The following is a 21,337-nucleotide window of genomic DNA, read 5'->3' as shown; positions in this document are numbered from 1 at the left end:
CAGGTTTTTGTTTTTCCTAAATTAGAAGGTTGAAAAATAACGGTCGATTTCCCACTCGTGGACCATTCCGATGTATTGTCTCCACTCCCAGCTTTTGAGCTGAATATATTTCTGTGCTGTTTTCTCGCCGAGAACTTCTGCTACCAAGGTGTCCTTTTCCATTTCTCCCAGCGCCTCCCTTAATGTCATGGGCAGCTTTTGAAGCTTTGCGGGTGCTTCCCCCAGCGGGTCCATCAGAGGCAGTTTCTTTTCAATTCCCTCAAGGCCGGCTGCCAGAATCAGCGCAAAGGTGAGATAGGGATTGCAGGCAGGGTCCGGGCTTCTGAGTTCCATACGGCAGTAATCGCCCACAGCGGCCGGAATACGGATAAGCGGCGACCGGGACCCATAGCCCCAGCTGACAGTCTGAGGCGCCTCATAGCCATCCATCAGGCGCTTGTAGGAATTGACCAACGGATTGGATACAGCGCTGATCCCACGGATATGCGCGAGCACACCGGCGGCAAACCATCTGGCTTCATCGGTCAGCCCGCCAAAATCGCTGGTAAAGACATTTTCGCTGTCTTTCATAAGAGACATATTAATGTGCATGCCGCTGCCTGGCTGCCCGTTGAGGGGCTTTGGCATAAAGGTAGCATGCAGGCCGTTGCGCTGGGCAATGGTTTTGACCACTGTTTTAAAGGTCATAATATTGTCTGCCGACTCCAGGGCGCCGCTGTATTTAAAGTCGATTTCGTGCTGTCCCCGGGCCGATTCATGATGAGAGCTTTCGATTTCAAAGCCCATTTCCTCCAGTGTCAGGATAATCTCCCGCCGTGTATTTTCGCCCCGGTCAAAGGGGGCCAGGTCAAAATAGCCAGCGCTGTCAACCGGCTCTCTGGTCGGCTCTCCGTTTTCACCCAGGCGGAACAGAAAAAATTCGCATTCTGCGCCCACGTTAAAGCGGTAGCCCAGCTTCTCGGCTTTTTTCATCTGCTCCTTCAATATATAACGGCTGTCTCCTTCAAAATTCGTACCGTCCGGGTATTTCACATCACAGAGAATTCTGGCGACCTTTCCCTGCTGTGGCCGCCAGGGCAGAATCTGAAGCGTGGACAGGTCTGGGTGCAGGATCAGGTCAGAATGATCCGCGTCCAGATAGCCTGCCACAGAATTGGCGTCAAAGGGCACACCATAGAGGATGGCACGCTCGATCTGCTCGTTGGATATGGCAATATTTTTGCTCTGTCCATAAATATCACAGAACTGCATCCGGATAAATTTAATATCATTTTCCTCGATATAGCTGACAGCATCGAGTGTTTTTTTGCCAAAATTCATTTTCTCTCTCCTTAATACGCTGTATATAAATCATTATAAGGATTGTTGGCACCTGGTGTCAATTTATAAAAGGATTTTGCCAAAATCTCCTTAATATCAGCGTCAAAATAATGACAGTAGTTCTCAATACAGGCCATGGCCGGCTCCAGCATTGCAGGCGTACACAGCTCTGCTACTACCTGCGGTGCCAGCTCTGTCGGCGGTACATCGCTGCGGATATACATCGCACCGCCGTGCATGCCAGTGCCGCAGTAACCGCCTGCCGGAAAAGCGCCGTCTACGCCAATCCCCAGAACCACAATGGTTCCGCCGGCCTGATACTCGCCCAAAAAAGACCCGACCTTACCACCGATCACCACCACAGGCTGGTGCTCCATATAAGCTTTCATATGAATACCTACGCGGTAGCCTCCGTTATCGCGGATGTAGATACTGCCGCCGCGCATTCCATAGCCCAGGGTATCGCCACCGTTTCCGTAGACCACGATATCGCCGTTATCCATGGTGTCTCCCACTGCATCCTGCACGTTGCCGTAAACGGTGATATTCGTTCCGCTGAGATATGCGCCCATGGCGTTTCCCGGTGTGCCGTAAACGGTAATATCCTTATTCTTAACGCCGGTACCGATATAGCGCTGGCCCAGAACACCCTTGATGGTAATCTCACGATCCTCTGCTGCCTTTACCTCACGGTTCAGCTCTGTATAATATTTTTTTCCTGCTTCAATGATCATCCTTGTTCCTCCTAATGCTCTGCGCTGAGCTTCGCATATCGTTCTCCTGGGTTAAAAGCCATCAGGCCCGGCTCTTTTATCAGCATTTCCATATCCACTGTCTCCAGCGGGATCTGTTCGCGGATCATATCGGTATAAATACCGCCGCGATCACAGTTGCCAATGATGATATAGCCCTTTAAAACGCCGTCCTTTGTATAAAACTTTTTATAGCTTTCATCGGTTTTGACGGTGATGGATTCGCCGATGCAGCTGCCTGCCGTCAGCATATACAGGCCCAGAAGCCCCATAGAATTTACGGGAAAGGCCTTTTCATACACCGCGCTGCCACCGGCCATATTTTGTCCTGCCACCTCACCCTGCAGATAAGCGTTTGGAAGAATCGCCATGTTTTTAGCCGTCTGTGAGGTAATATCATAGCTCTGCGTGCAGTCTCCAGCCGCGTAAATATCCTTCAGGCTGGTCTGCTGGTGATCATCGGTCACAATCCCACGTTCCACCTTTCCGCCAGCCTGCTCAACCAGTGACATCTCCGGTCTTGTTCCCACCGCCAGAATGAGAATGTCATAAAGGAGAAGCTCGCCGTCACTCAGTGTAACTTCCATATCGCCGATTTCAGTAATACTGGTTTCCAGCTTTAAAACCATTCCCTGGCTGGTCAGATGTGCCTCGATAATCTCAGCGCTTTCTGTATCCAGAACACTGGGCAGCACCCGGTCTGCCAGATCTACTACCGTCACACCCGCGCACTGTCCCACAACCGCTTCAGCTGCCTTCAGGCCAATGAGCCCTGCGCCTAAAATGACGACTTTAGAATTTTTATCCAGAATCTCACCCACGCCAGCCGCGTCATCCATGGTTGTAAAGGTAAAGGTATTTTTAGCCGTTTCCTTGCCCTTGATCGGCGGCACAAAGGGAACAGAGCCCGTTGCGACTAAGAGCTTTTCATAGGCGACAGACCCGCCGCCTGCCAGGTATACCTGCTTCTTTTGAACATCAATACGCTCTGCCTTTGTGCCAAGTATTACCTCACAGGCGTTTTTTTCATAAAAATCCTCATCCCGGTAAATCATTTTCTCCTGAGAAACCTTACCCTCCAGCCAGTAGGAGATCAATGGTCTTGAATAGGTATGGTGTTTTTCCGCGCTGATAATCGTAATGCTGCCGTCCATGTCTTCTCTGCGGATACCCGTGACACCACCGATGGCTCCGGCGGAATTTCCGATGATCAAATACTTTGTCTTATTCATTGACAGCACCTCTTTCTTCAAAAACAATGGCACGGTTCGGACAGTTTTTAACACAGGCTGGCTCACCGCCATTTTCCGTGCACAGTTCACATTTCAGCATGGTTTTCGTGTGACCGACCACCAGACACCCGTATGGGCACATGGCAATACAGGTACGGCAGCCCACACAGCGTGTACCGTCGATTTTGATCACACCGTCTTCCCCGATCGATAAAGCGCCGGTTATGCAGCCCTTGACGCAGTAGGGTGTCTTGCAGTGGCGGCAGGAAACCGCAAAATGGATTTCCTCTCCGTTTTCCACACCATCCTCCACACGGATGCGCGGCAATGGTTTTTCTTTTTTATTAAAGGCCTTGAACATATCCTCCTCACCGGAGTTTGCAAAAGCGCACTGATATTCGCAAAGGTGACAGCCCAGGCACCATTCTTCATTTACATATACTCGTTTCATTGTTTATTTTCTCCTCGGTTTTGTTCTCAATAAACCTTTGTTTATCGCTTCTCACGACCGCGTCTTTATTTGAAAAAGCCTTGATTTTTCCTTCGGAAGGCTTTTTCAAACAAGACGTTAGCCTCATGCGCTCGTCCGCTCACCTGCCGGTTCGCTTTTCACTCGCTGCCAATTTCTTCCAGAAATTGGACTCGGCTTACAGATGTTTTCAGAAGCCTCTTCCTCTTTATAAAGGATTGCTTCTTCAACATCTGTATTTGCCTCGTTATCGCTCGTCCGCTCATCTGCCGGTTCGCTTTTCACTCGCTGCCAATTTCTTCCAGAAATTGGACTCGGCGTCATTCCCCCGCATGTTTTATTCCTAATATTTCCAATTCCTTATCGGAAAGGCCAATACCGCGCAGCATCAGACGGTTTCCTTTCAGGGATTCGATGGAGTTAATGCCCATACCGCCCATCATTTCCTGGATTTCATGATTCCAGGCGCGCATGAGGTTCGTGAGACGTTCTGCGCCAATTTCCGGATTCAGCCGTTTTACAAGATCCTCACGCTGAGTGGCGATCCCCCAGTTGCAGCGGCCGCTCTGGCAGTGGCGGCATAAATGACAGCCGAGCGCCAGAAGGGCGGCTGTGCCAATATAGCAGGCGTCTGCGCCAAGGGCAATGGCCTTGACCACGTCGGCGGAGCTGCGGATGCTGCCGCCGACAACAATGGAGATATCATTGCGGATCTGCTCATCCCGGAGGCGCTGGTCCACAGATGCCAGCGCAAGCTCAATGGGAATTCCGACATTGTCACGGATACGGGTCGGCGCTGCGCCGGTACCGCCTCTAAAGCCATCAATGGCAATAATGTCCGCGCCAGAGCGCGCGATCCCCGAGGCAATGGCCGCCACATTGTGGACCGCGGCGATTTTGACAATCACCGGCTTGGTATAGCCAGTGGCTTCTTTTAAGGAAAAAATCAACTGCCTCAGATCTTCAATAGAATAAATATCATGATGCGGCGCCGGCGAAATCGCATCGGCCCCTTCTGGAATCATGCGTGTTTTTGACACCTTCTCCCCAATTTTCTTGCCCGGCAGATGACCGCCGATCCCGGGCTTTGCCCCTTGTCCCATTTTAATTTCAATGGCCGCGCCGGCCATCAGGTAATCCTCATGCACGCCAAAGCGGCCTGAAGCTACCTGAACAATGGTATTGCGGCCGTACGGATACAGGCCCTTGTTCAAACCGCCCTCACCGGTATTGTAGCAGGTTCCAAGCTCCGCTGCCGCGCGGGCAAGGGATTTATGGGCATTTTCACTGATAGAGCCATAGGACATGGCCGAAAACATAATGGGCAGCTCCAGCTCAATCTGTGGTGGAATCTCAGAAATAATATTTCCTTCTTTATCCATCTCCAGCTGACCAGGCTTTTTACCCAGGAATACTTTGGTTTCCATGGGTTCACGCAGCGGGTCGATGGACGGATTGGTTACCTGGCTGGCGTTGATGAGCATTTTATCCCAGTATACCGGGTATTCGTTTGGGTTTCCCATGGAGGACAGCAGGACGCCGCCGCTGCCAGCCTGACGATAAACCTCCTCGATGGTACTCTGTTTCCAGTTGTAATTTTCCTTGAGCTGGTTGTCGGTCTTGACAATCTTAAGGGCGCGTGTCGGGCACATACTCACACAGCGCTGGCAGTCCACGCAGCCGGTTTCGTCTGCCTTCATAACATCCAGCTCCTCATCGTAGCTGTGCACATCGTTGGAGCACTGCCTTTCACAGACACGGCATTTGATACAGCGGTTTGGATTTCTGACAATTTCATATTGCGGATAAATATAATTGATTCCCATTGTTTATTCTCCTTCACGATTCACTCGGACAATGATGGGTTCACCGCCCTTTGGCGCCCAGATATTACCTACATCCGGACATACTGCGCGGATCGCGCTCTCCTCACTGGCGATATAAACCACATCGTCCTTTTCTCCAGCCACCATCGAACGCAGCTTCAGCCGGTCGTTCAAAGCCATTAATCCATCGGTAAAGCCACACATAATTGAAAAGGGGCCGGTTATCAGCAAACTGGCAAAGGTGTTGCGCAGCGTTTTAAAGCGTCTGGCCCTTTCTGGCTGCATCTTTTCGATTTCTTCCCAGAAAGGCGCGGCAATGATGCTGGCGATGTCCTCAAAATCAAAGCCTTGCTTTCGGTTTAGAAAATCAATAATATAGGTGATAACCTCGGTATCGGTCAAGAGAGTGCATTTATAATCAAACATCTCAATAAAACGCCGGTTTGCATCGTAGGAGGAAATTTCCCCGTTATGGACAATGGAGTAATCCAGAAGAGCAAAGGGATGAGCGCCTCCCCACCAGCCCGGCGTATTGGTCGGGTATCGCCCGTGCGCGGTCCAGCAGTAGCCGTCATATTCCTCAAGCTTGTAAAAATCACCGACATCCTCAGGAAACCCAACCGCTTTAAAAACGCCCATGTTCTTTCCGCTTGAAAAGATATAGGCGCCGTCGATGTAAGTATTGATATAGAATACCGTATCAACAATGAATTTTTCTTCATCAATTTCTCCCTTCTCCTCCTGTATTTTGGTGAAGATCGGATCGACAAAGTAACGCCATATCAGAGGCTCGTCTTTGATATTTTTATTTTTACGCACTGGTATCCGGCTCAGATTGACCACGTCAAAGTATTTATCCAAATAGCGCTCCGTTTCCTGTCTGGCCTTAAAGTCGTCATAAAAGACATGAAAGGCATAAGAGTCTGCGTATTCCGGGTAAATCCCATATCCTGCAAAGCCGCCGCCCAGACCGTTGGAACGATCGTGCATCACTGCGATGGAATCCACAATCTGGCTGCCGTTAATCACGGGCTTTCCCTTTTTATGTATGATCCCCGAGATCGCACAACCGCTTGGGATTCTGATCTGTCCTTCTTTTTTTAACATAGCTCTCTCCTTCTTTTACATAAATTGAATACTGCATTGTCTCTGAATAAAACAATAAAAAAAGAACATGACGAACCAAGCCCTGACCAAAACTTCAAAAATCTTATTTTGAACTCGCATGTGCCAGATTGGACAACGCCAGTGTTATCCATCTGTGCATACACAGTCTGTTTTGATCCTGTACGGTTCGAACGCCATTGTTCTTAATCGAGTACTTATTTATTTTTATTATTTATACCATAGATTGTATACAAGTTCAATCAAAAAAGGATTGATAAGGATTGCAAAATGTATACAATATGCTTTTGTAAATTTATTGTAATCTTGATAACCGTTTCAGCGCGTTTTTCTTTAAAAACCCCTTTACAAGCCTCTGGAATTGGTCTATAATGACATCACAACTTGAGAGAAACGCGGAAACAACATTCCGCAATTGAAGATAGCAATGGTGCTGTTGAGAGTGTTTTCGCACTTTTAATAGCGCCTTTTTTTATTATCTTCATCACTTGAGTTCAAAAAATTAATGACGGTATCTTTCTTCCACAGGCAGTTGCATCTATTTTTATCGACAACGAATGCTTCCTTAAAACGAACTGTTTATAAGTTCCTCAGGATACCTTAATTAATCGGCGGAGAAACGCCTCAATTTTTCCGCTCCCCTCATGGAACGATGACCGCGCAGAGGAATCTCCCTTTCCTCTGTCCGGTTAATCTTTCCCTTTACATTATAATTGACCCCATGTATTATTATCATACGCAGGAAAAATAAAATCATATTATCTATATTTAGGAGGCTGTTATGTCTGAAGAGTTAGAAGTAAAAGATTGTAAGAATGACGTTATTGATCTTTTCGGTTCAAAAGTGTTTAATATTACGGTAATGCGTAAGCGTCTGCCAAAGCACATTTACAAGTCCATGATGAGTACCATTAAAGAGGACACCCCTCTTGATGAAAATGTGGCCGAGGTGGTTGCAAACGCCATGAAGGACTGGGCTTTAGAACAGGGCGCTACCCACTTCACGCACTGGTTCCAGCCAATGACTGGTATCACCGCAGAAAAGCACGACGCTTTTATCAGCCCAACTGAAGAAGGCAAGGTCATCATGGAATTCTCCGGTAAAGAACTGATCAAGGGTGAACCGGATGCTTCCTCTTTCCCTTCCGGCGGCCTTCGCGCAACCTTTGAAGCCAGAGGCTACACCGCGTGGGACCCGACCTCCTTTGCTTTTGTGAAAGGAACAACACTCTATATTCCAACCACCTTTATTTCCTACTCCGGTGAAATTCTGGATAAAAAAACACCGCTTTTAAGATCCATGAAGGTCATCAGTGACGAGGCCATCCGTATTCTCAGACTCTTTGGCAAAACGGATGTTAAAAAGGTTACAACCACTGTCGGCGCTGAGCAGGAATATTTCCTGATTGAAAGAGATATGTATAAAAAACGTAAGGACCTGATCCTCACCGGCAGAACCTTATTCGGTTCAAAAGCCCCCAAAGGACAGGAAAAAGAAGACCACTACTTTGGCCGTATCCGCGGACGTGTCTGCCACTTCATGCGCGATGTTGACCGTGAATTATGGGAGCTTGGCATTCCTTCAAAAACCCGCCACAATGAGGTTGCTCCTGCGCAACATGAGCTGGCGCCTGTTTTCTCAACCTCCAACCTGGCTACTGACAACAACCAGCTGATCATGGAAACCCTGCAGAGGGTAGCTTTCAGACACGACCTGCAATGCCTGCTTCATGAAAAGCCCTTTGCCGGCGTCAACGGCTCCGGTAAACACAATAACTGGGCTTTAAGCACAGACACCGGTGAAAACCTGCTGAATCCTGGTAAAACACCTTCCGAAAATTTACAGTTTTTAACCTTCCTGGTCGCTGTTATCGAAGCGGTTGACCGCTATCCCGAGTTACTGCGCTGTACTGTCGCCAGTGCCGGCAACGACCACCGTCTCGGCGCAAATGAAGCGCCGCCGGCCATTGTGTCCATCTTCCTGGGAGACCAGCTGACACCGGCCCTTAAATCGCTCGAAACCGGCAAGCCGGTCGAAGAAGCAAAAGATCTGGTTATGGACTTGGGTGTTGACGCAGTTCCAAACTTTATTGTCGACGCAACCGACCGTAACCGCACATCGCCTTTTGCCTTTACCGGTAATAAATTTGAATTTAGAATGCTCGGCTCAAACCAGTCGATCGCCGGCCCGAACATTGCGCTCAACACCATGGTTGCTGAAGTGCTCGGCGAATTTGCCGATAAGCTGGAAGCCGCGGATGATTTCGAAACTGCATTGATCGACCTGCTAAGAGAATCCCTTAAAGAACATAAGCGGGTTGTCTTCAACGGCAACAACTATTCTGAAGAGTGGGTTGAAGAGGCAGAACGCCGAGGCTTACCAAATCTGAAAGCCACACCGGATGCTTTCGCAACTTACTGTGAGCCCAAAAATGTCGAGCTGTTTGACAAGCACGGCATTTACACCCACGGTGAGCTGGATGCCCGCCAGGAAATCCATTTTGAGGACTACAGCAAAACCCTTAATATTGAAGCCTTAACCATGCTGACCATGGCAAAACGTGAGATCCTTCCAGCTGTTCTGGACTACACCAAGGATCTGGCAAATATTTTAACTCAGAAAAAAGCCCTCGGTGATTTCATCGACGCAACTGCCGAAGAAACAGTCCTCCAAAATGTATCTAAATTATCTGGCTCTCTGGTTAAAAAAGTCGAAATTCTCGATAAGACGGTCATTGAAGCCCAGGGCATCGAAGATGTACAGGAACAGGCCAGGTTCTATCAGAGCAAGGTCATCGAAGCCATGGAAAGCCTGCGCGCAACCGCAGATGAACTGGAAACCATGGTCGGCGAAAAATACTGGCCATTCCCCATCTATGAAGACCTGCTCTTCTATGTATAAAACACCTTTTAATCTATAACCACTTCTTAATCGGCTCAAAGAGGAGCCCGTGACTCTGGAAATCTATCCAGAACCGGGCTCCTCTTTTTTTATTATAAAATTTGCAAGGAGGTTCTTATGAAAAAATTAGAAATAGTCGTCAAGCCCGACATGCTGGAGGATTTAAAAGACCTTTTAAATACCTGCGACGTTCAAGGCATGATGATTACCAACATTATGGGCTATGGTAACCAAAAGGGCTTTAAAAAATCCTACCGCGGTACATCCTATACGGTAAATTTTTTGCCAAAAATCAAGGTCGAAACCATTACAGACGATGAGACTGCCGACATCATCATCAAGCTGGTAACCGACCGCCTTACCACCGATGAAATCGGCGGCGGTAAAATTTTTGTTTACGACGTTTCTGACGTTATCCGTATCCGTACCGGAGAAACCGGTTCAGATGCCCTTTAATAACAATTCCACATCCAAACCCTTTCCTATTTACAGAACCAGTGAATAATATTCAAAACGCACTTTTAACAGTTTAATACTTAAGCCATTATTTATCAACGGGGATAGATTTTGATTTTTACGTATCTTATTAAAAATCAAAACCGATCCCTTATTTTTTATTCAGAAAGAGGTCTTATTATGGAAATGCAACAATTAGCAGATATTGTATGGGTTTTTCTTGCGGCATGTCTTGTTATGTTCATGCAGCCAGGCTTTGCCATGGTGGAAACCGGCTTTACCCGTGCCAAAAATGCTGGTAATATTATCATGAAAAATTTCGTCGACTTTATGGTCGGCTCTGTCTTGTTCCTGTGTGTGGGTTTTGCCGTTATGTTTGGCGGCGACAGCGCCTTTATCGGTACTTCCGGTTTTTTCAACCCTACTTCTCTATCTCTGGAACAGTTTGACGCAGTTACGCCAGAGCTGTTCATTTTCTTCCAGACGGTTTTCTGTGCAACTGCAGCCACCATCGTATCCGGCGCTGTTGCTGGAAGAACAAAATTTACCGCCTACTGCATTTGCTCTGCCTTTGTCAGCTTAATCATCTACCCCGTTTCGGGCCACTGGATCTGGGGCGGCGGCTGGCTGGCACAGATGGGCTTTATCGACTTTGCCGGTTCCACCGCTGTCCACTCAGTCGGCGGCTGGGTTGCCCTGATGGGCGCTGTCATGGTCGGGCCGCGTATCGGTAAATACAATAAAGACGGCTCGGCCAATGCCATTCCAGGCCATTCCCTGACACTGGGCGCTCTGGGCGTGTTCATCCTGTGGTTTGCATGGTTTGGCTTTAACTGCGGATCTACCCTGGCAGTCAACGGGGACATTGGCCATATTGCCATGACCACGAATCTGGCTGCCTGTGCCGGCGGCTTAACCGTCATGTTTTTTACCTGGCTGCGCTATGGCAAGCCCGATGTCTCCATGACACTCAACGGCGTTCTGGCCGGACTGGTGGGAATCACTGCCGGCTGTCAGGTCATCACTCTGTGGGGCGCACTTCTCGTGGGTCTGATCTGCGGTATCACGGTCTCGCTTCTGGTACCTTTTATCGACGCCAAGCTCAAAATTGATGATCCCGTCGGCGCGATCAGCGTCCACGGCGGCTGCGGCGTTATGGGTACCCTGCTGGTCGGGCTTTTAGCCAACTACGCCCCTGGTACAGAGGATGCTGTCACCGGCTTGCTTTACGGCGGCGGCGCCTCCCTGCTGGGTGTACAGCTCCTGGGGATCATTGCAGTCGCAGCCTGGGCCCTGGTTACCTCAGGTGTGATGTTCTTCATCATTAAAAAATGCCACGGCCTCCGGGTGCCGCGGGTGGTTGAAATTGAAGGCCTTGATGTTCATGAGCATGGATGCGAAGCCTACGCGGACTTTGTAAGCAGAATCCAGTAAAACATCAAACTATCAGAACACCACTATAAAATTTGCTCTCCTTCAGCAAGTCTCTCTGCCTTCGCGCGGGAGGCTTGTTTTTTTAGATTTCCGGGCATATAATAAGGCTAACCAACACGAAATAAAAAAGGAGTTTTTTATGAAAATTATTCTCGCTTCTGCGTCACCACGGCGCAGAGAGCTCATGACCCTGGCAGGCATTCCCTTTGAAGCCCGCCCGGTGGACGCTGACGAAACCATTATCTGCTGTACCCCGCCCGAGGGGGCGGTCATGATGCTTGCCACCAGAAAAGCCCAGCTGGCTGCTGAACAATTTCCCGATGATCTCATCATCGGCGCAGACACAGTCGTCGCTGCCGGCAAACACATTTACGGCAAGCCTGCTACCAAAGAAGATGCCTTTGAGATGCTGTCTGCGCTCTCCGGAAAAACGCATCAGGTCTTTACTGGTGTCTGTATTTACACCAAATCCGGCGAGCGAAATGCTTTCTGTACGCGTACAGATGTTAGCTTTTTTCCTCTGTCTGAGGACGAAATACGGGCATATATTGCCACCGGAGAACCCATGGATAAGGCCGGCGCCTACGGTATTCAGGGAAAAGGCGCTCTACTTGTGGAAAAGATCAATGGTGATTACTACAATGTGGTCGGCCTGCCCATCAGCCGACTTATAAGGGAGCTCAAAAGCTTTGAAGCGCAGATAAGCCCACCACAAAGATAAAACGCTTCACTCTCCATTAAAGAGCGAGGCCAGTACAATACTTGCCATAATCAAAGCAGCGCCAAAAACACCGCTAAGCGTAAGGCGCTCTCCCAGTAAAAAGAATGAAAAGAAGGCTGTAAAGATCGGCTCTGAGCAAAGGGCCAGCGATACAAAAACAGCTGAAAGATGCTTAAGCGCAACATTTTGAAGCAGGTAAGCTATTACTGTGCAGCCAAGTGCCAGATACACCACAGCAAACCATCCTGTAAGACCAACCTGGGTCAGCACCTGACCATCCTCCAAAAGAAACGCAAAAACAAAGCAGATAACAGCTGCCACACCAGCCTGAATGGTTGACAGTACCTCCGGCCCGATATTGGTTACGTGCTTTGAACTGTAGGTAATGGTTGCCGCGTAGGAAATCGAGCTCATCAAGGCCAGCAGCTCACCGATTCCAAAACTGAAGCCTCCCTGGCTTCCGCACAAAAAATAAAGGCCCAGCACTACCAGACCAACGAAGATAAGTGTCCGTTTTTTTAATTTCCTGCCCAGAACAATATAGGCCATAAATGGGGTGAAAATAACCGCCAGAGCCATCAAAAAACCCGCAATGGTCGCACTGCTGTATATGAGTGCCAGCGTTGAAAAAATAAAGGCCGCAGCATTAAAAATACTGATGGCCACCGCGTCTTTAAAATTATTTTTATTAACCTGCGTCTTAATTTTTTTGCGGAACAAACCATAACAGATAATAAAGGCGATCAAAAAACGCAGGGCAAGACAATAAAAGGGACTGATGGTTTCCATTCCTATTTTAGCAACAGGATTCCCCAGTCCCCAGAACATGCACTGCAAAATGATAAAGCTTCCGTATATAATACTCTTTGAGTTTCTCATCATACACCATTTCCCGGTCAGTCGTTTTTGTTTTGGGTGAGTACTATCCAGTCTAAGCTTTTCAGAACCATTCGTCAAGCAAATCTTCAAAATAAAAAACCAGTTCGGACTTGCGTGATCCGAACTGGTTTTATTTTAATAAAGAGAATTAACGAACTGTAGCGTCATCTGTTTCTACAACCACTGCAGTAGGCTGCGGAGCTGCTTCTGATTCATCATTACTGGGCGTCTGGTCTGGAGTTGGAGCAGGCTCGGGTGTCGGCTCAGGTTCTGGTGCCGGCTCCGGCGCTGGTTCAGGCTCCGGCGCTGGTTCAGGTGTTGGCTCTGGAGTCGGTGCGGGGGCTGGTGCCGGCTCAGGCGTTGGCGTCGCTGCCGGTGTTTCCGGCGCTGACGGCGTTACAGTTTGTTCAGGCGCAGCAGTGACTTCCTGTCTTGGTGCTGCGTTTTCCGTGCTCTGAGAAGCTGAAGACGGTTCTGCTTTGCGGTTTTCAGGCTGTTCCAGAGACTGTGTAATCATTGGCAGCGGAGGCTGTGACATCTGGAACGGGCTGGCATTGGGGTCCATATTAATGGCATTTCCTTCTGCTTTGCGTTCAATGGGATGGTTCAGCACATTAATTTTACCGGTTGTCACACTACCTGTAATGTTGGCAGGTGAATTGACATACATGGTATTAATGCTGCCGTCTCCTCCAAGGGTCATCTGTGCCTCAGAGGCAAAATTATCAATTACAGCGCCGTTTGCCAAAGTAACATTACTTCCTTTTGCGCTGTCAGTCAGCAACATGGTCTGGATATTTGCTCCAACAACAGCATCCACTCTCGCGTTCAAGTCAAGGGTTTCTACTGGGGCGTTAATATTCAGACGGCAGCCTGCAGCGCCTGGACTGACCACTACCTTTTTCATGCTGCTGTTAATGGTAACCTCTGTTTGCTGTCCGTCAATGACCATCTGGTCAACCCCGGCATCGGGTGTAATAGTGAGATTACTGCCACCGGCTACCTGAGAAATTTTAACCTCTGGTATTTTTCCGCCGATTTCGGCTGCCGCCGGACTGCTGACATAAAAGCTGTTGCCATGAGATGTTTTGTCGAGCGTTACTATCGTTCCGGTTTTATTGACGACAAGAGCCTGGAAACTGGTATTTTCCAGATGGACGGTTTTACTGTCCGCATCGGGAATCACGAAAATGTCACCATCCACCTGGGTATTGCGGACATAAATATCACCTTCCGCACTTCCCTCTCTAATGGTCATATCGCCCTGAATCCTTTCATTACTGGTCAGGGTCACAGACCCATCGGCAGCGGTGACCGGTTCATTAGTATCGTTGGCGCTAACATACTGCACACAGCCAAAGACAAATAAAGCAATGACAGACATGACAGCAACCGTGGTTGCCATGGATTTTTTCTTCAAAATCGCATTCCCCCTTTTATAGAATTCAATTAACTTTATTGTACCCCAAAACGAGTGAAAGTCACAGTCGTTTTCAGTAATAACAGGACGCTTTTGGTAAAATTAAGAAACCCGGCAGCCTATACTGGCTGCCGGGTAAAAAATCTCTCATAGTCCCCAAAAGAGATTCTGTTCAATATTTATTTTTTAATTTCTTTAAAAGCCTCTGTCTGAGCGGTAATGCCTTTTTCTGCTGCGAAACGTTCGATGCTGGAAGCGCCGAAGAAACCATCAATGCCATCGATACGGTCAATAACATATTTTGCGTCTTCCGGTTCTGCAATCGGACCACCGTGACAGATAACCATAATATCCGGATTTACCTCGCGGCCAGCTTCCATGATGTCACGTACTTTTACAACACAGTCATCCAGAGTTAAAGCGGTTTTCGCACCAATGGTTCCTTTAGTGGTAAGACCCATGTGAGCAACTAAAATATCTGCGCCAGCTTCTGCCATTTTACGTGCCTGATCCGGATCAAAAACATAAGGTGTGGTTAAAAGCTCCAGTTCATGCGCTTTACGGATCATTTCAACTTCCAGGTCATAACCCATGTCTGTTTCTTCCAGATTCTGTCTGAAAACGCCGTCGATCAGACCAACAGTCGGGAAGTTCTGAACGCCGCTGAAGCCCATGTCTTTTAACTCTTTTAAGAAAACATCCATAACGCGGAAAGGGTCTGTACCGCAGACACCTGCAAGTACCGGAGTATCCTTGACAACAGGCAGTACCTCAGACGCCATCTCAACAACGATCTGGTTAGCGTCGCCATAGGACAGTAAGCCTGCCAGAGAGCCGCGTCCGGCCATTCTGTAACGGCCAGAGTTGTAGATGATCAGCATGTCTGCGCCGCCGCGTTCACTGCTTTTGGCTGTGATCCCGGTACCTGCGCCGACACCAACTAAAATATCGCCTTTAGCTCTCTGTTCCTTGTACATTTTAACAATTTCCGCTCTTGTCTGTTGATTCATTATCGTTCTCCTTTAAATATTTTATTTATTTGGCAGCCTGCATTAAGTCAATTAACTTCTGAGCTGCCGCTTCTGCAAATTCCTTATCATTGACGTGCAGGTCAAATTCTTCCAGATCTACCACATCGCGGTTAACTTCACTGCGGATGGCATCGAAGAGCATTTTATCCTCTTCTGGACCATAAAAAGGTTCACCCTCAGCGTCAATTCCAGATACGCCCTTAAGTGGTAACATGATGGTTGCCGGCCCTTTTGCTGCGCTCAGCTTTTCAGCGATGACATGACCGATTTCTTTATTTTCTAAGGTGGTTGTCCGCATAAGGGTAATCATCGGATTATGTTTGTACAGATTGCGCCCCCTGAACTTTTCAGGAACAGAATCCATTGGGCCAAAGTTAACCATATCCACTGCACCGACTGAAACGACCTGTGGAACGCCCATTTTACCGGCTGCTTCCAGGCGGTGCGGTCCTGCCGCCAGGATACCGCCGACCAGCTCGTCTGCCCATTCTGTTGTCGTAATATCCAGAACACCCTCGATAAAACCGCCTTCTACCAGGGCTTCCATAGACTGCCCGCCCGTACCGGTCGCGTGGAAAATGAGCACTTCATAACCTCTGGCTTCCAGATATTCCTGAGCTGCTGTGAGGCAGGGCGTGGTAACGCCAAACATTGTGGCTGCTACAAGCGGCTTTTTCTCGATCACATGAGTATCTTCAAATTTTACCATACCGGCAATGGCAAAGGCCGCATTGGCAAAGATTTTAGTGGATATGGAGTTTAAGCCCGCTACATCCACAACAGACGGCATCATGACAATATCGCTGGTACCGACATAGTTTGATACGTCGCCGGAGGCCATGGTGGATACCATTACCTTGGGAACGCCAATAGGCAGTTTACGCATCCCCGGTGTTACCAGAGAGGTTCCGCCGCTTCCGCCAAAGGAAATGATCCCGTCAAACTTACCTTCCTGGTAGAGCTTTGGAACAAGAATTTCCATTCCCTTTGATAAAATTTCTGTCGCATAAGCCCGGTCACCCTTAGCTGCGATTTCCTTTATGTCTGCTCCCGCCGCTTTTGCGACTTCCTCGTTGGAAACATCTGCTTCAAATACCGGCTCAAAAACCCCGGTGTTAATGGTCAGTGTATTCAGTCCAAGGCTTTCGATCAGATCCTTGACATACGCATACTCATGACCTTTAGAATCAAATGTTCCTGCAATTGCGATTGTCTTCAAATGCATTTACCCCCTGTAAAAGATTCCAGATGATTTTCAGACAGCCATTGTCTCCCAATAACGGGCATCTGTATTATCCGGTGTACTTATATGATACTGCCAATCCTTTACAAAGTACATGTGCTTATGTCTTTCCGATTTGTGTTTATGTCTTATGTTTAACCGTTTTCGGTGAAACGCCCATATATTTCTTGAATATTTTACTGAAATGGGCTACATCTTGATAACCTACCAGCTCAGCTACTTCAGAAACCCTTAAGTTTTCTTCTTTCAACAGCTTGGCCGCCTTATGAATCCTGAAGTTGACCAGATACTCAGGAAAGCTGCATCCCACCTCTTTTTTGAACAGAGCGCTCAGATGACTTCTTGATACATGGCAGACCTTTGCGAGATCCAAAAAGGATATCTCATTCATGTAGTTTTCCTTTACATATTCCTTTATAAAACCCGTATAATCGTAATACTTGGTAATGCCATTAAGCATTTTGGACATCAGATCACTCTCATCAATGTCGTCGGTTGTCTTAAAGGCCTTGGTAATGTTCATGAGAGACTTCTCTGTGGGAATCCGGTCAAAGGCTGACCCGCCGATATAGCCGTGGGCGCTGGTGTTCTGGTACATGTACTGGACATCCACTGGCGTCTTTACCGGGCCGCCATACAGCATTTTAATAACTTCAGGACGCTGTCGGTCACAAAGTGCATAAATCGCCTCAATACGGTCCTTACTGGCTACCAGAGACAGCGCCTTTGCCGCTCCCAGCATCCCCCCCTGAGTAAGACCGAGATGTACACAGAGTATGTCTGTCCCAGCGTCTAGCATTGCCCCTGCCTGATTTTCATCAAACACAAAAGCCACCGTCACCATTCCCCGCTCATGAGCCATGCGAAAAACCTCTACCTCATGCTCAAAAGCACTGCCATTTTCCTCCAGCGCCTCTCTGAATTTACCATCAATGAGGCCAATAGTCGGGTAATTATTGATGCCGATAAAACCACTCTGCCTGATTTCATCGAGATAAGCAGCCATATCCCTTGTGGGATCTGTGGCGTTCAGGCCAAATACCACTGGAAAATCACCCACCAACGGAATAAGCTCCCGAATACCAAACTCATAAACCATATCATTGCTGTTGGCATAGGGCAAAAGTCCGCCAAGAGAACCGCGTCCCATCCCGCGGAAAATGCCTGAGTTCAGCGCCAGAAGAAAATCAGCGCCGCCCTGAATCGCGTATTTTGCCGTCAGCCCCGTTCCAGACGCGACGGCAATCAAATGATTCTCTGCCTCAATTTCCCTTCTCAATTTCTCCAGAAAAACTTCCCTCGAAAGCATGCACTTCCCTCCTCATCTTTTTATCCATTATCCGATAATATACTTAAAACCAGCCCAAGCTACACCTCTGCTTCGTAAATTCCCTTTAGAACACTAACACTACAATAGCCAGTAAAACAATACTTAACATTCACAAAATACAGTTTGAAAAGCTCTGTATATTGTTGTTTACAATGGCGACATCTCATGTTAATCTTCAACGAAATGAAAAAGAGACAATAAAATGTTTAAAGCAAATTTAAATACATCTCATGTTAATCTTCAACCTACAAAACTTGATGCAGATTTAGAGTATAAAAAAGCATTTAAATACATCTCATGTTAATCTTCAACCACTTGTGCGTAAAACCGTCAATATTGTCACCAACAATTTAAATACATCTCATGTTAATCTTCAACGCTCGTCCAATGCCTGTTTAACGGCTTCTGGTGACTTATTTAAATACATCTCATGTTAATCTTCAACTGCGTCAGCTCGACCGCCAGATCAGGGATAACGTATTTAAATACATCTCATGTTAATCTTCAACCTATGGATGAATTTTTAAACTATCTATTTGCTATATTTAAATACATCTCATGTTAATCTTCAACTTGTCTAAGTCCGATACTTGTTACGTTTGCTGTTGCATTTAAATACATCTCATGTTAATCTTCAACAAGTTGTCCATTTTCAAAGGCATTCAAAACATCCAGATTTAAATACATCTCATGTTAATCTTCAACTCAACTTACCAAGCCCCTTGACTTTCCCATGGCTTTATTTAAATACATCTCATGTTAATCTTCAACTCGTCTTTTTATTTATCTTTTATATTATAATGATAGATTTAAATACATCTCATGTTAATCTTCAACAAGCCCGACAGGGTATAGCCTTCATCTTCTTTGCATTTAAATACATCTCATGTTAATCTTCAACCACGTTCGCCTTGCGGCCCGGTTTCCCCTTTCAGATTTAAATACATCTCATGTTAATCTTCAACAGCGTTCGATTGTAATGCTATGGGAGCCGTGGGTTAATTTAAATACATCTCATGTTAATCTTCAACCCAATTAATTTTGTCCATCAATCCTTACCTCCATTCATTTAAATACATCTCATGTTAATCTTCAACGATGACTAAAAAACAGCAGTTTATTAACAGGATTAAATTTAAATACATCTCATGTTAATCTTCAACCATAGCAATCGAGCCAATCTTAAATTAACGAATACCTTCCAATCCCTTTGGCTTAGCCATTTTTTGTCATTTTTACCAAGCCGTTAAGGTTTATGATATTTTCATCCCATTTTCTTTCCAAAGCCTTTACTTACGGTTCCTTTTACCCATCTGCACCAAAAGATGCCTGGGAAATTCTTAAATCTTTCTCATAATAAAATTATACGCGCAAAGCCCCCTGAGGGCAACTCCCTATGGACTTTTCTTGAAATGGTTTTTTTATAGTACACAAAAAATTGCAGATAACGCTTGCAAAAAGAAAAAAATGCCGTTATAATAAAAATCAAGTTAATATTTATGAATGATATGGTGCCCCGTAAGGGGAGAATAGGGAATCAGGTGAAAGTCCTGAGCGAACCCATCACTGTAAGCGGTAGTGACCGGCAAGTGCCACTGAAAGGGAAGGCGTCGGTTCATGTTAATCCGTAAGTCAGGAGACCTGCCTATGATTCTTAACGCGTATGAACGATGGTAAAGTTCATAGCTGGTAAAGCAGCTATGGATTTTACCATTTTTTTCGTGACAGCAAACAGTCGTGTGCTGAAGTGAAAAGGAAAGAATCGCCAAAGCTTGCTTTAAGGCGATTTTTTATTTTCACTTCAGCATACGACAAAGGTGTTCACAGAACACCGAAGCAGCACGCTGAGGACGGCAAAATAAAAACGCCATTCCACCAAATTTTTTTGTTTTAGGAGGATTTAAAAACCATGACTTTGTTGGAAAAAGCGAAACGCGGTGAGATTACCGCGGAAATGCAGTACGTTGCTGAAAAAGAAGGCGTTACCCCAGAATTTATCTGCGAAGGTGTCGCTAAAGGGGAAATCGTAATCTTGCACAGCTCAAGAGAAAATATTCATCCGGTAGCTGTAGGAAAAGGATTGTTTACCAAGGTCAGCGCCAGTGTGGGAATGTATGAAGCAGATGATACCATCGATGGTGAAATGGCAAAAATCGACGCGGCGGTCAAGGCTCATGCGGATACCCTTATGGATCTCTCTGTCCGAGGGCCCATTGAGGAAATGCGCGAAAAGGTGCTGTCTACTGTTGACCGTCCGGTAGGCACACTGCCCATGTATGAAACCCTATCTTCCGCAGAAGCAAAATATGGCACCGCGCTGGACATGACGCCGGACGATCTATTCGACATGATTGAAAAACAGGCGTCACAGGGCGTTGCTTTCATTGCGCTGCATCCCGGAACCACTCTTTCAGTTATTCACCGCGCTAAGGATGAAGGCCGCATTGATCCCCTTGTGAGCTACGGCGGCTCTCACCTTATCGGCTGGATGCTCTATAACAATACCGAGAATCCTTTATATACTGAATTTGACCGCCTCATTGAAATCTGTAAAAAACACGATGTTGTGCTGAGTTTTGCGGACGGTATGCGCCCGGGCTGTATTGCCGACTCACTCGATCATGCTCAGGTTGAGGAGCTGGTCATCCTCGGCGGTCTGGTCAGACGCGCCAGAGAAGCCGGCGTACAGGTTATGGTTAAAGGGCCTGGCCACGTACCGCTCGATGAAATCGCCACAACTGTACAGCTTGAAAAGAAGCTCTGTTACGGTGCTCCTTACTTTGTATTCGGCTGTCTGCCGACTGACGCAGCTGCCGGTTATGACCATATTACCTCTGCCATCGGCGGCGCTGTTGCTGCTTATGCCGGCGCAGATTTCCTCTGCTATGTCACCCCGGCTGAGCATATTGGTATGCCAAACGTCGATGATGTCTATCAGGGCGTCATGGCCTCTCGGATTGCCGCCCATGCCGGCGATGTTGCCAAGGGACATCCTCAGGCTGTCAAGTGGGATCTGGATATGTCTGTCGCCCGCCGTGCCATGAACTGGAAAGAACAGTTCAAGCTGTCCATCGACCCTGAAACCGCTGAGCGCGTCTGGCGTGAACGCAGCACCAGCTTTACTTCGGAATGTACCATGTGCGGTAAATACTGCGCCATGAAGATTGTTGAAAAATATTTGAGAGCAGAGTAAGGAG

The 21,337-nt window shown here is 47.3% G+C and carries 16 protein-coding genes, 1 CRISPR repeat array and 1 riboswitch; of the genes, 5 read left to right on the top strand and 11 right to left on the bottom strand.

Translation table 11 applies throughout. From position 1 onward, the window contains the following. Nucleotides 1-21 precede the first annotated feature (21 nt). The 6 genes from glnA to B2M23_RS05620 all read right to left on the bottom strand — a co-directional run bounded on the left by glnA (nt 22) and on the right by B2M23_RS05620 (nt 6,706). Nucleotides 22-1,320: a type I glutamate--ammonia ligase gene (glnA, locus tag B2M23_RS05650; RefSeq protein ID WP_038352034.1), complete on the bottom strand. Its 1,299-nt coding sequence runs from the start codon at nt 1,318-1,320 to the stop codon at nt 22-24. A gap of 11 nt (nt 1,321-1,331) precedes the next feature. Next, nucleotides 1,332-2,054 carry a GltB/FmdC/FwdC-like GXGXG domain-containing protein gene (locus B2M23_RS05645; RefSeq protein WP_038352035.1) on the bottom strand — a complete coding sequence of 241 codons (723 nt, stop codon included), beginning with the start codon at nt 2,052-2,054 and terminating at the stop codon, nt 1,332-1,334. 11 nt (nt 2,055-2,065) lie between these two features. Then, a complete protein-coding gene (locus tag B2M23_RS05640; RefSeq protein WP_038352036.1) occupies nt 2,066-3,304 on the bottom strand; it encodes an NAD(P)/FAD-dependent oxidoreductase in 1,239 nt (412 codons plus the stop codon). Beyond that, a complete protein-coding gene (locus B2M23_RS05635; protein WP_038352037.1) occupies nt 3,297-3,755 on the bottom strand; it encodes a 4Fe-4S dicluster domain-containing protein in 459 nt (152 codons plus the stop codon). Before B2M23_RS05635 ends, B2M23_RS05640 begins: the two co-directional genes overlap by 8 nt. A 338-nt stretch (nt 3,756-4,093) precedes the next feature. Next, nucleotides 4,094-5,599, bottom strand: a complete 1,506-nt coding sequence (locus tag B2M23_RS05625; protein ID WP_038352039.1) for a glutamate synthase-related protein — start codon at nt 5,597-5,599, stop codon at nt 4,094-4,096. 3 nt (nt 5,600-5,602) lie between these two features. Further along, nucleotides 5,603-6,706 carry a class II glutamine amidotransferase gene (locus tag B2M23_RS05620; protein WP_038352040.1) on the bottom strand — a complete coding sequence of 368 codons (1,104 nt, stop codon included), beginning with the start codon at nt 6,704-6,706 and terminating at the stop codon, nt 5,603-5,605. A 799-nt stretch (nt 6,707-7,505) separates the two neighbouring features. Between B2M23_RS05620 and B2M23_RS05615 the strand changes: the two genes are divergently transcribed. The 4 genes from B2M23_RS05615 to B2M23_RS05600 all read left to right on the top strand — a co-directional run bounded on the left by B2M23_RS05615 (nt 7,506) and on the right by B2M23_RS05600 (nt 12,237). Next, nucleotides 7,506-9,626 carry a glutamine synthetase III family protein gene (locus B2M23_RS05615; protein ID WP_052237197.1) on the top strand — a complete coding sequence of 707 codons (2,121 nt, stop codon included), beginning with the start codon at nt 7,506-7,508 and terminating at the stop codon, nt 9,624-9,626. A gap of 117 nt (nt 9,627-9,743) precedes the next feature. Then, nucleotides 9,744-10,082, top strand: a complete 339-nt coding sequence (locus tag B2M23_RS05610; RefSeq protein ID WP_038352041.1) for a P-II family nitrogen regulator — start codon at nt 9,744-9,746, stop codon at nt 10,080-10,082. 180 nt (nt 10,083-10,262) lie between these two features. Then, the gene (locus B2M23_RS05605) at nt 10,263-11,516 is read left to right on the top strand and encodes an ammonium transporter (RefSeq protein ID WP_038352042.1); all 1,254 of its coding nucleotides are present in this window, start codon (nt 10,263-10,265) and stop codon (nt 11,514-11,516) included. 139 nt (nt 11,517-11,655) lie between these two features. Next, entirely contained in the window at nt 11,656-12,237 is a 582-nt protein-coding gene (locus tag B2M23_RS05600; protein ID WP_038352043.1) for a Maf family protein, read from the top strand. A 6-nt stretch (nt 12,238-12,243) separates the two neighbouring features. Here the strand turns inward: B2M23_RS05600 and B2M23_RS05595 are convergent, their stop codons facing one another. From B2M23_RS05595 to B2M23_RS05575, 5 genes are all read right to left on the bottom strand, one after another. Beyond that, nucleotides 12,244-13,119 (bottom strand): DMT family transporter, encoded by an 876-nt coding sequence (locus B2M23_RS05595; RefSeq protein WP_038352044.1) that lies wholly within the window; start codon nt 13,117-13,119, stop codon nt 12,244-12,246. A 145-nt stretch (nt 13,120-13,264) separates the two neighbouring features. After that, the gene (locus B2M23_RS05590) at nt 13,265-14,536 is read right to left on the bottom strand and encodes a hypothetical protein (RefSeq protein ID WP_038352045.1); all 1,272 of its coding nucleotides are present in this window, start codon (nt 14,534-14,536) and stop codon (nt 13,265-13,267) included. 179 nt (nt 14,537-14,715) lie between these two features. After that, nucleotides 14,716-15,546 carry a phosphoenolpyruvate hydrolase family protein gene (locus B2M23_RS05585; protein ID WP_038352046.1) on the bottom strand — a complete coding sequence of 277 codons (831 nt, stop codon included), beginning with the start codon at nt 15,544-15,546 and terminating at the stop codon, nt 14,716-14,718. A gap of 25 nt (nt 15,547-15,571) precedes the next feature. After that, on the bottom strand, nt 15,572-16,786 hold the full coding sequence (locus tag B2M23_RS05580; protein ID WP_038352120.1) for a Tm-1-like ATP-binding domain-containing protein: 1,215 nt from the start codon (nt 16,784-16,786) through the stop codon (nt 15,572-15,574). 145 nt (nt 16,787-16,931) lie between these two features. Further along, nucleotides 16,932-18,119 (bottom strand): phosphoenolpyruvate hydrolase family protein, encoded by a 1,188-nt coding sequence (locus B2M23_RS05575; RefSeq protein ID WP_038352047.1) that lies wholly within the window; start codon nt 18,117-18,119, stop codon nt 16,932-16,934. Between the two features lie 236 nt (nt 18,120-18,355). Continuing rightward, a CRISPR array of direct repeats spans nt 18,356-19,303; the repeat unit is 30 nt; unit sequence ATTTAAATACATCTCATGTTAATCTTCAAC. Nucleotides 19,304-19,631: 328 nt separating this feature from the next. Further along, nucleotides 19,632-19,803, top strand: a riboswitch (cobalamin riboswitch). Between the two features lie 246 nt (nt 19,804-20,049). On the opposite strand from B2M23_RS05575, the gene thiC reads away from it, so the two are divergent. Beyond that, on the top strand, nt 20,050-21,333 hold the full coding sequence (thiC, locus tag B2M23_RS05570; RefSeq protein ID WP_038352049.1) for a phosphomethylpyrimidine synthase ThiC: 1,284 nt from the start codon (nt 20,050-20,052) through the stop codon (nt 21,331-21,333). Nucleotides 21,334-21,337: the final 4 nt, after the last annotated feature.

This window comes from Eubacterium limosum, assembly GCF_000807675.2.
Lineage (GTDB): Bacteria > Bacillota > Clostridia > Eubacteriales > Eubacteriaceae > Eubacterium > Eubacterium limosum.
This window is presented reverse-complemented; position numbering and strand designations above follow the sequence as displayed.

What these genes read in the sequence shown, in the direction of transcription:
- B2M23_RS05585 (WP_038352046.1), bottom strand. Translation starts at nt 15,546, where the DNA reads ATGAATCAACAGACAAGAGCGGAAATTGTTAAAATGTACAAGGAACAG.
- thiC (WP_038352049.1), top strand. Translation starts at nt 20,050, where the DNA reads ATGACTTTGTTGGAAAAAGCGAAACGCGGTGAGATTACCGCGGAAATG.
- glnA (WP_038352034.1), bottom strand. Translation starts at nt 1,320, where the DNA reads ATGAATTTTGGCAAAAAAACACTCGATGCTGTCAGCTATATCGAGGAA.
- B2M23_RS05645 (WP_038352035.1), bottom strand. Translation starts at nt 2,054, where the DNA reads ATGATCATTGAAGCAGGAAAAAAATATTATACAGAGCTGAACCGTGAG.
- B2M23_RS05605 (WP_038352042.1), top strand. Translation starts at nt 10,263, where the DNA reads ATGGAAATGCAACAATTAGCAGATATTGTATGGGTTTTTCTTGCGGCA.
- B2M23_RS05595 (WP_038352044.1), bottom strand. Translation starts at nt 13,119, where the DNA reads ATGATGAGAAACTCAAAGAGTATTATATACGGAAGCTTTATCATTTTG.
- B2M23_RS05600 (WP_038352043.1), top strand. Translation starts at nt 11,656, where the DNA reads ATGAAAATTATTCTCGCTTCTGCGTCACCACGGCGCAGAGAGCTCATG.
- B2M23_RS05610 (WP_038352041.1), top strand. Translation starts at nt 9,744, where the DNA reads ATGAAAAAATTAGAAATAGTCGTCAAGCCCGACATGCTGGAGGATTTA.
- B2M23_RS05620 (WP_038352040.1), bottom strand. Translation starts at nt 6,706, where the DNA reads ATGTTAAAAAAAGAAGGACAGATCAGAATCCCAAGCGGTTGTGCGATC.
- B2M23_RS05575 (WP_038352047.1), bottom strand. Translation starts at nt 18,119, where the DNA reads ATGCTTTCGAGGGAAGTTTTTCTGGAGAAATTGAGAAGGGAAATTGAG.
- B2M23_RS05625 (WP_038352039.1), bottom strand. Translation starts at nt 5,599, where the DNA reads ATGGGAATCAATTATATTTATCCGCAATATGAAATTGTCAGAAATCCA.
- B2M23_RS05635 (WP_038352037.1), bottom strand. Translation starts at nt 3,755, where the DNA reads ATGAAACGAGTATATGTAAATGAAGAATGGTGCCTGGGCTGTCACCTT.
- B2M23_RS05640 (WP_038352036.1), bottom strand. Translation starts at nt 3,304, where the DNA reads ATGAATAAGACAAAGTATTTGATCATCGGAAATTCCGCCGGAGCCATC.
- B2M23_RS05615 (WP_052237197.1), top strand. Translation starts at nt 7,506, where the DNA reads ATGTCTGAAGAGTTAGAAGTAAAAGATTGTAAGAATGACGTTATTGAT.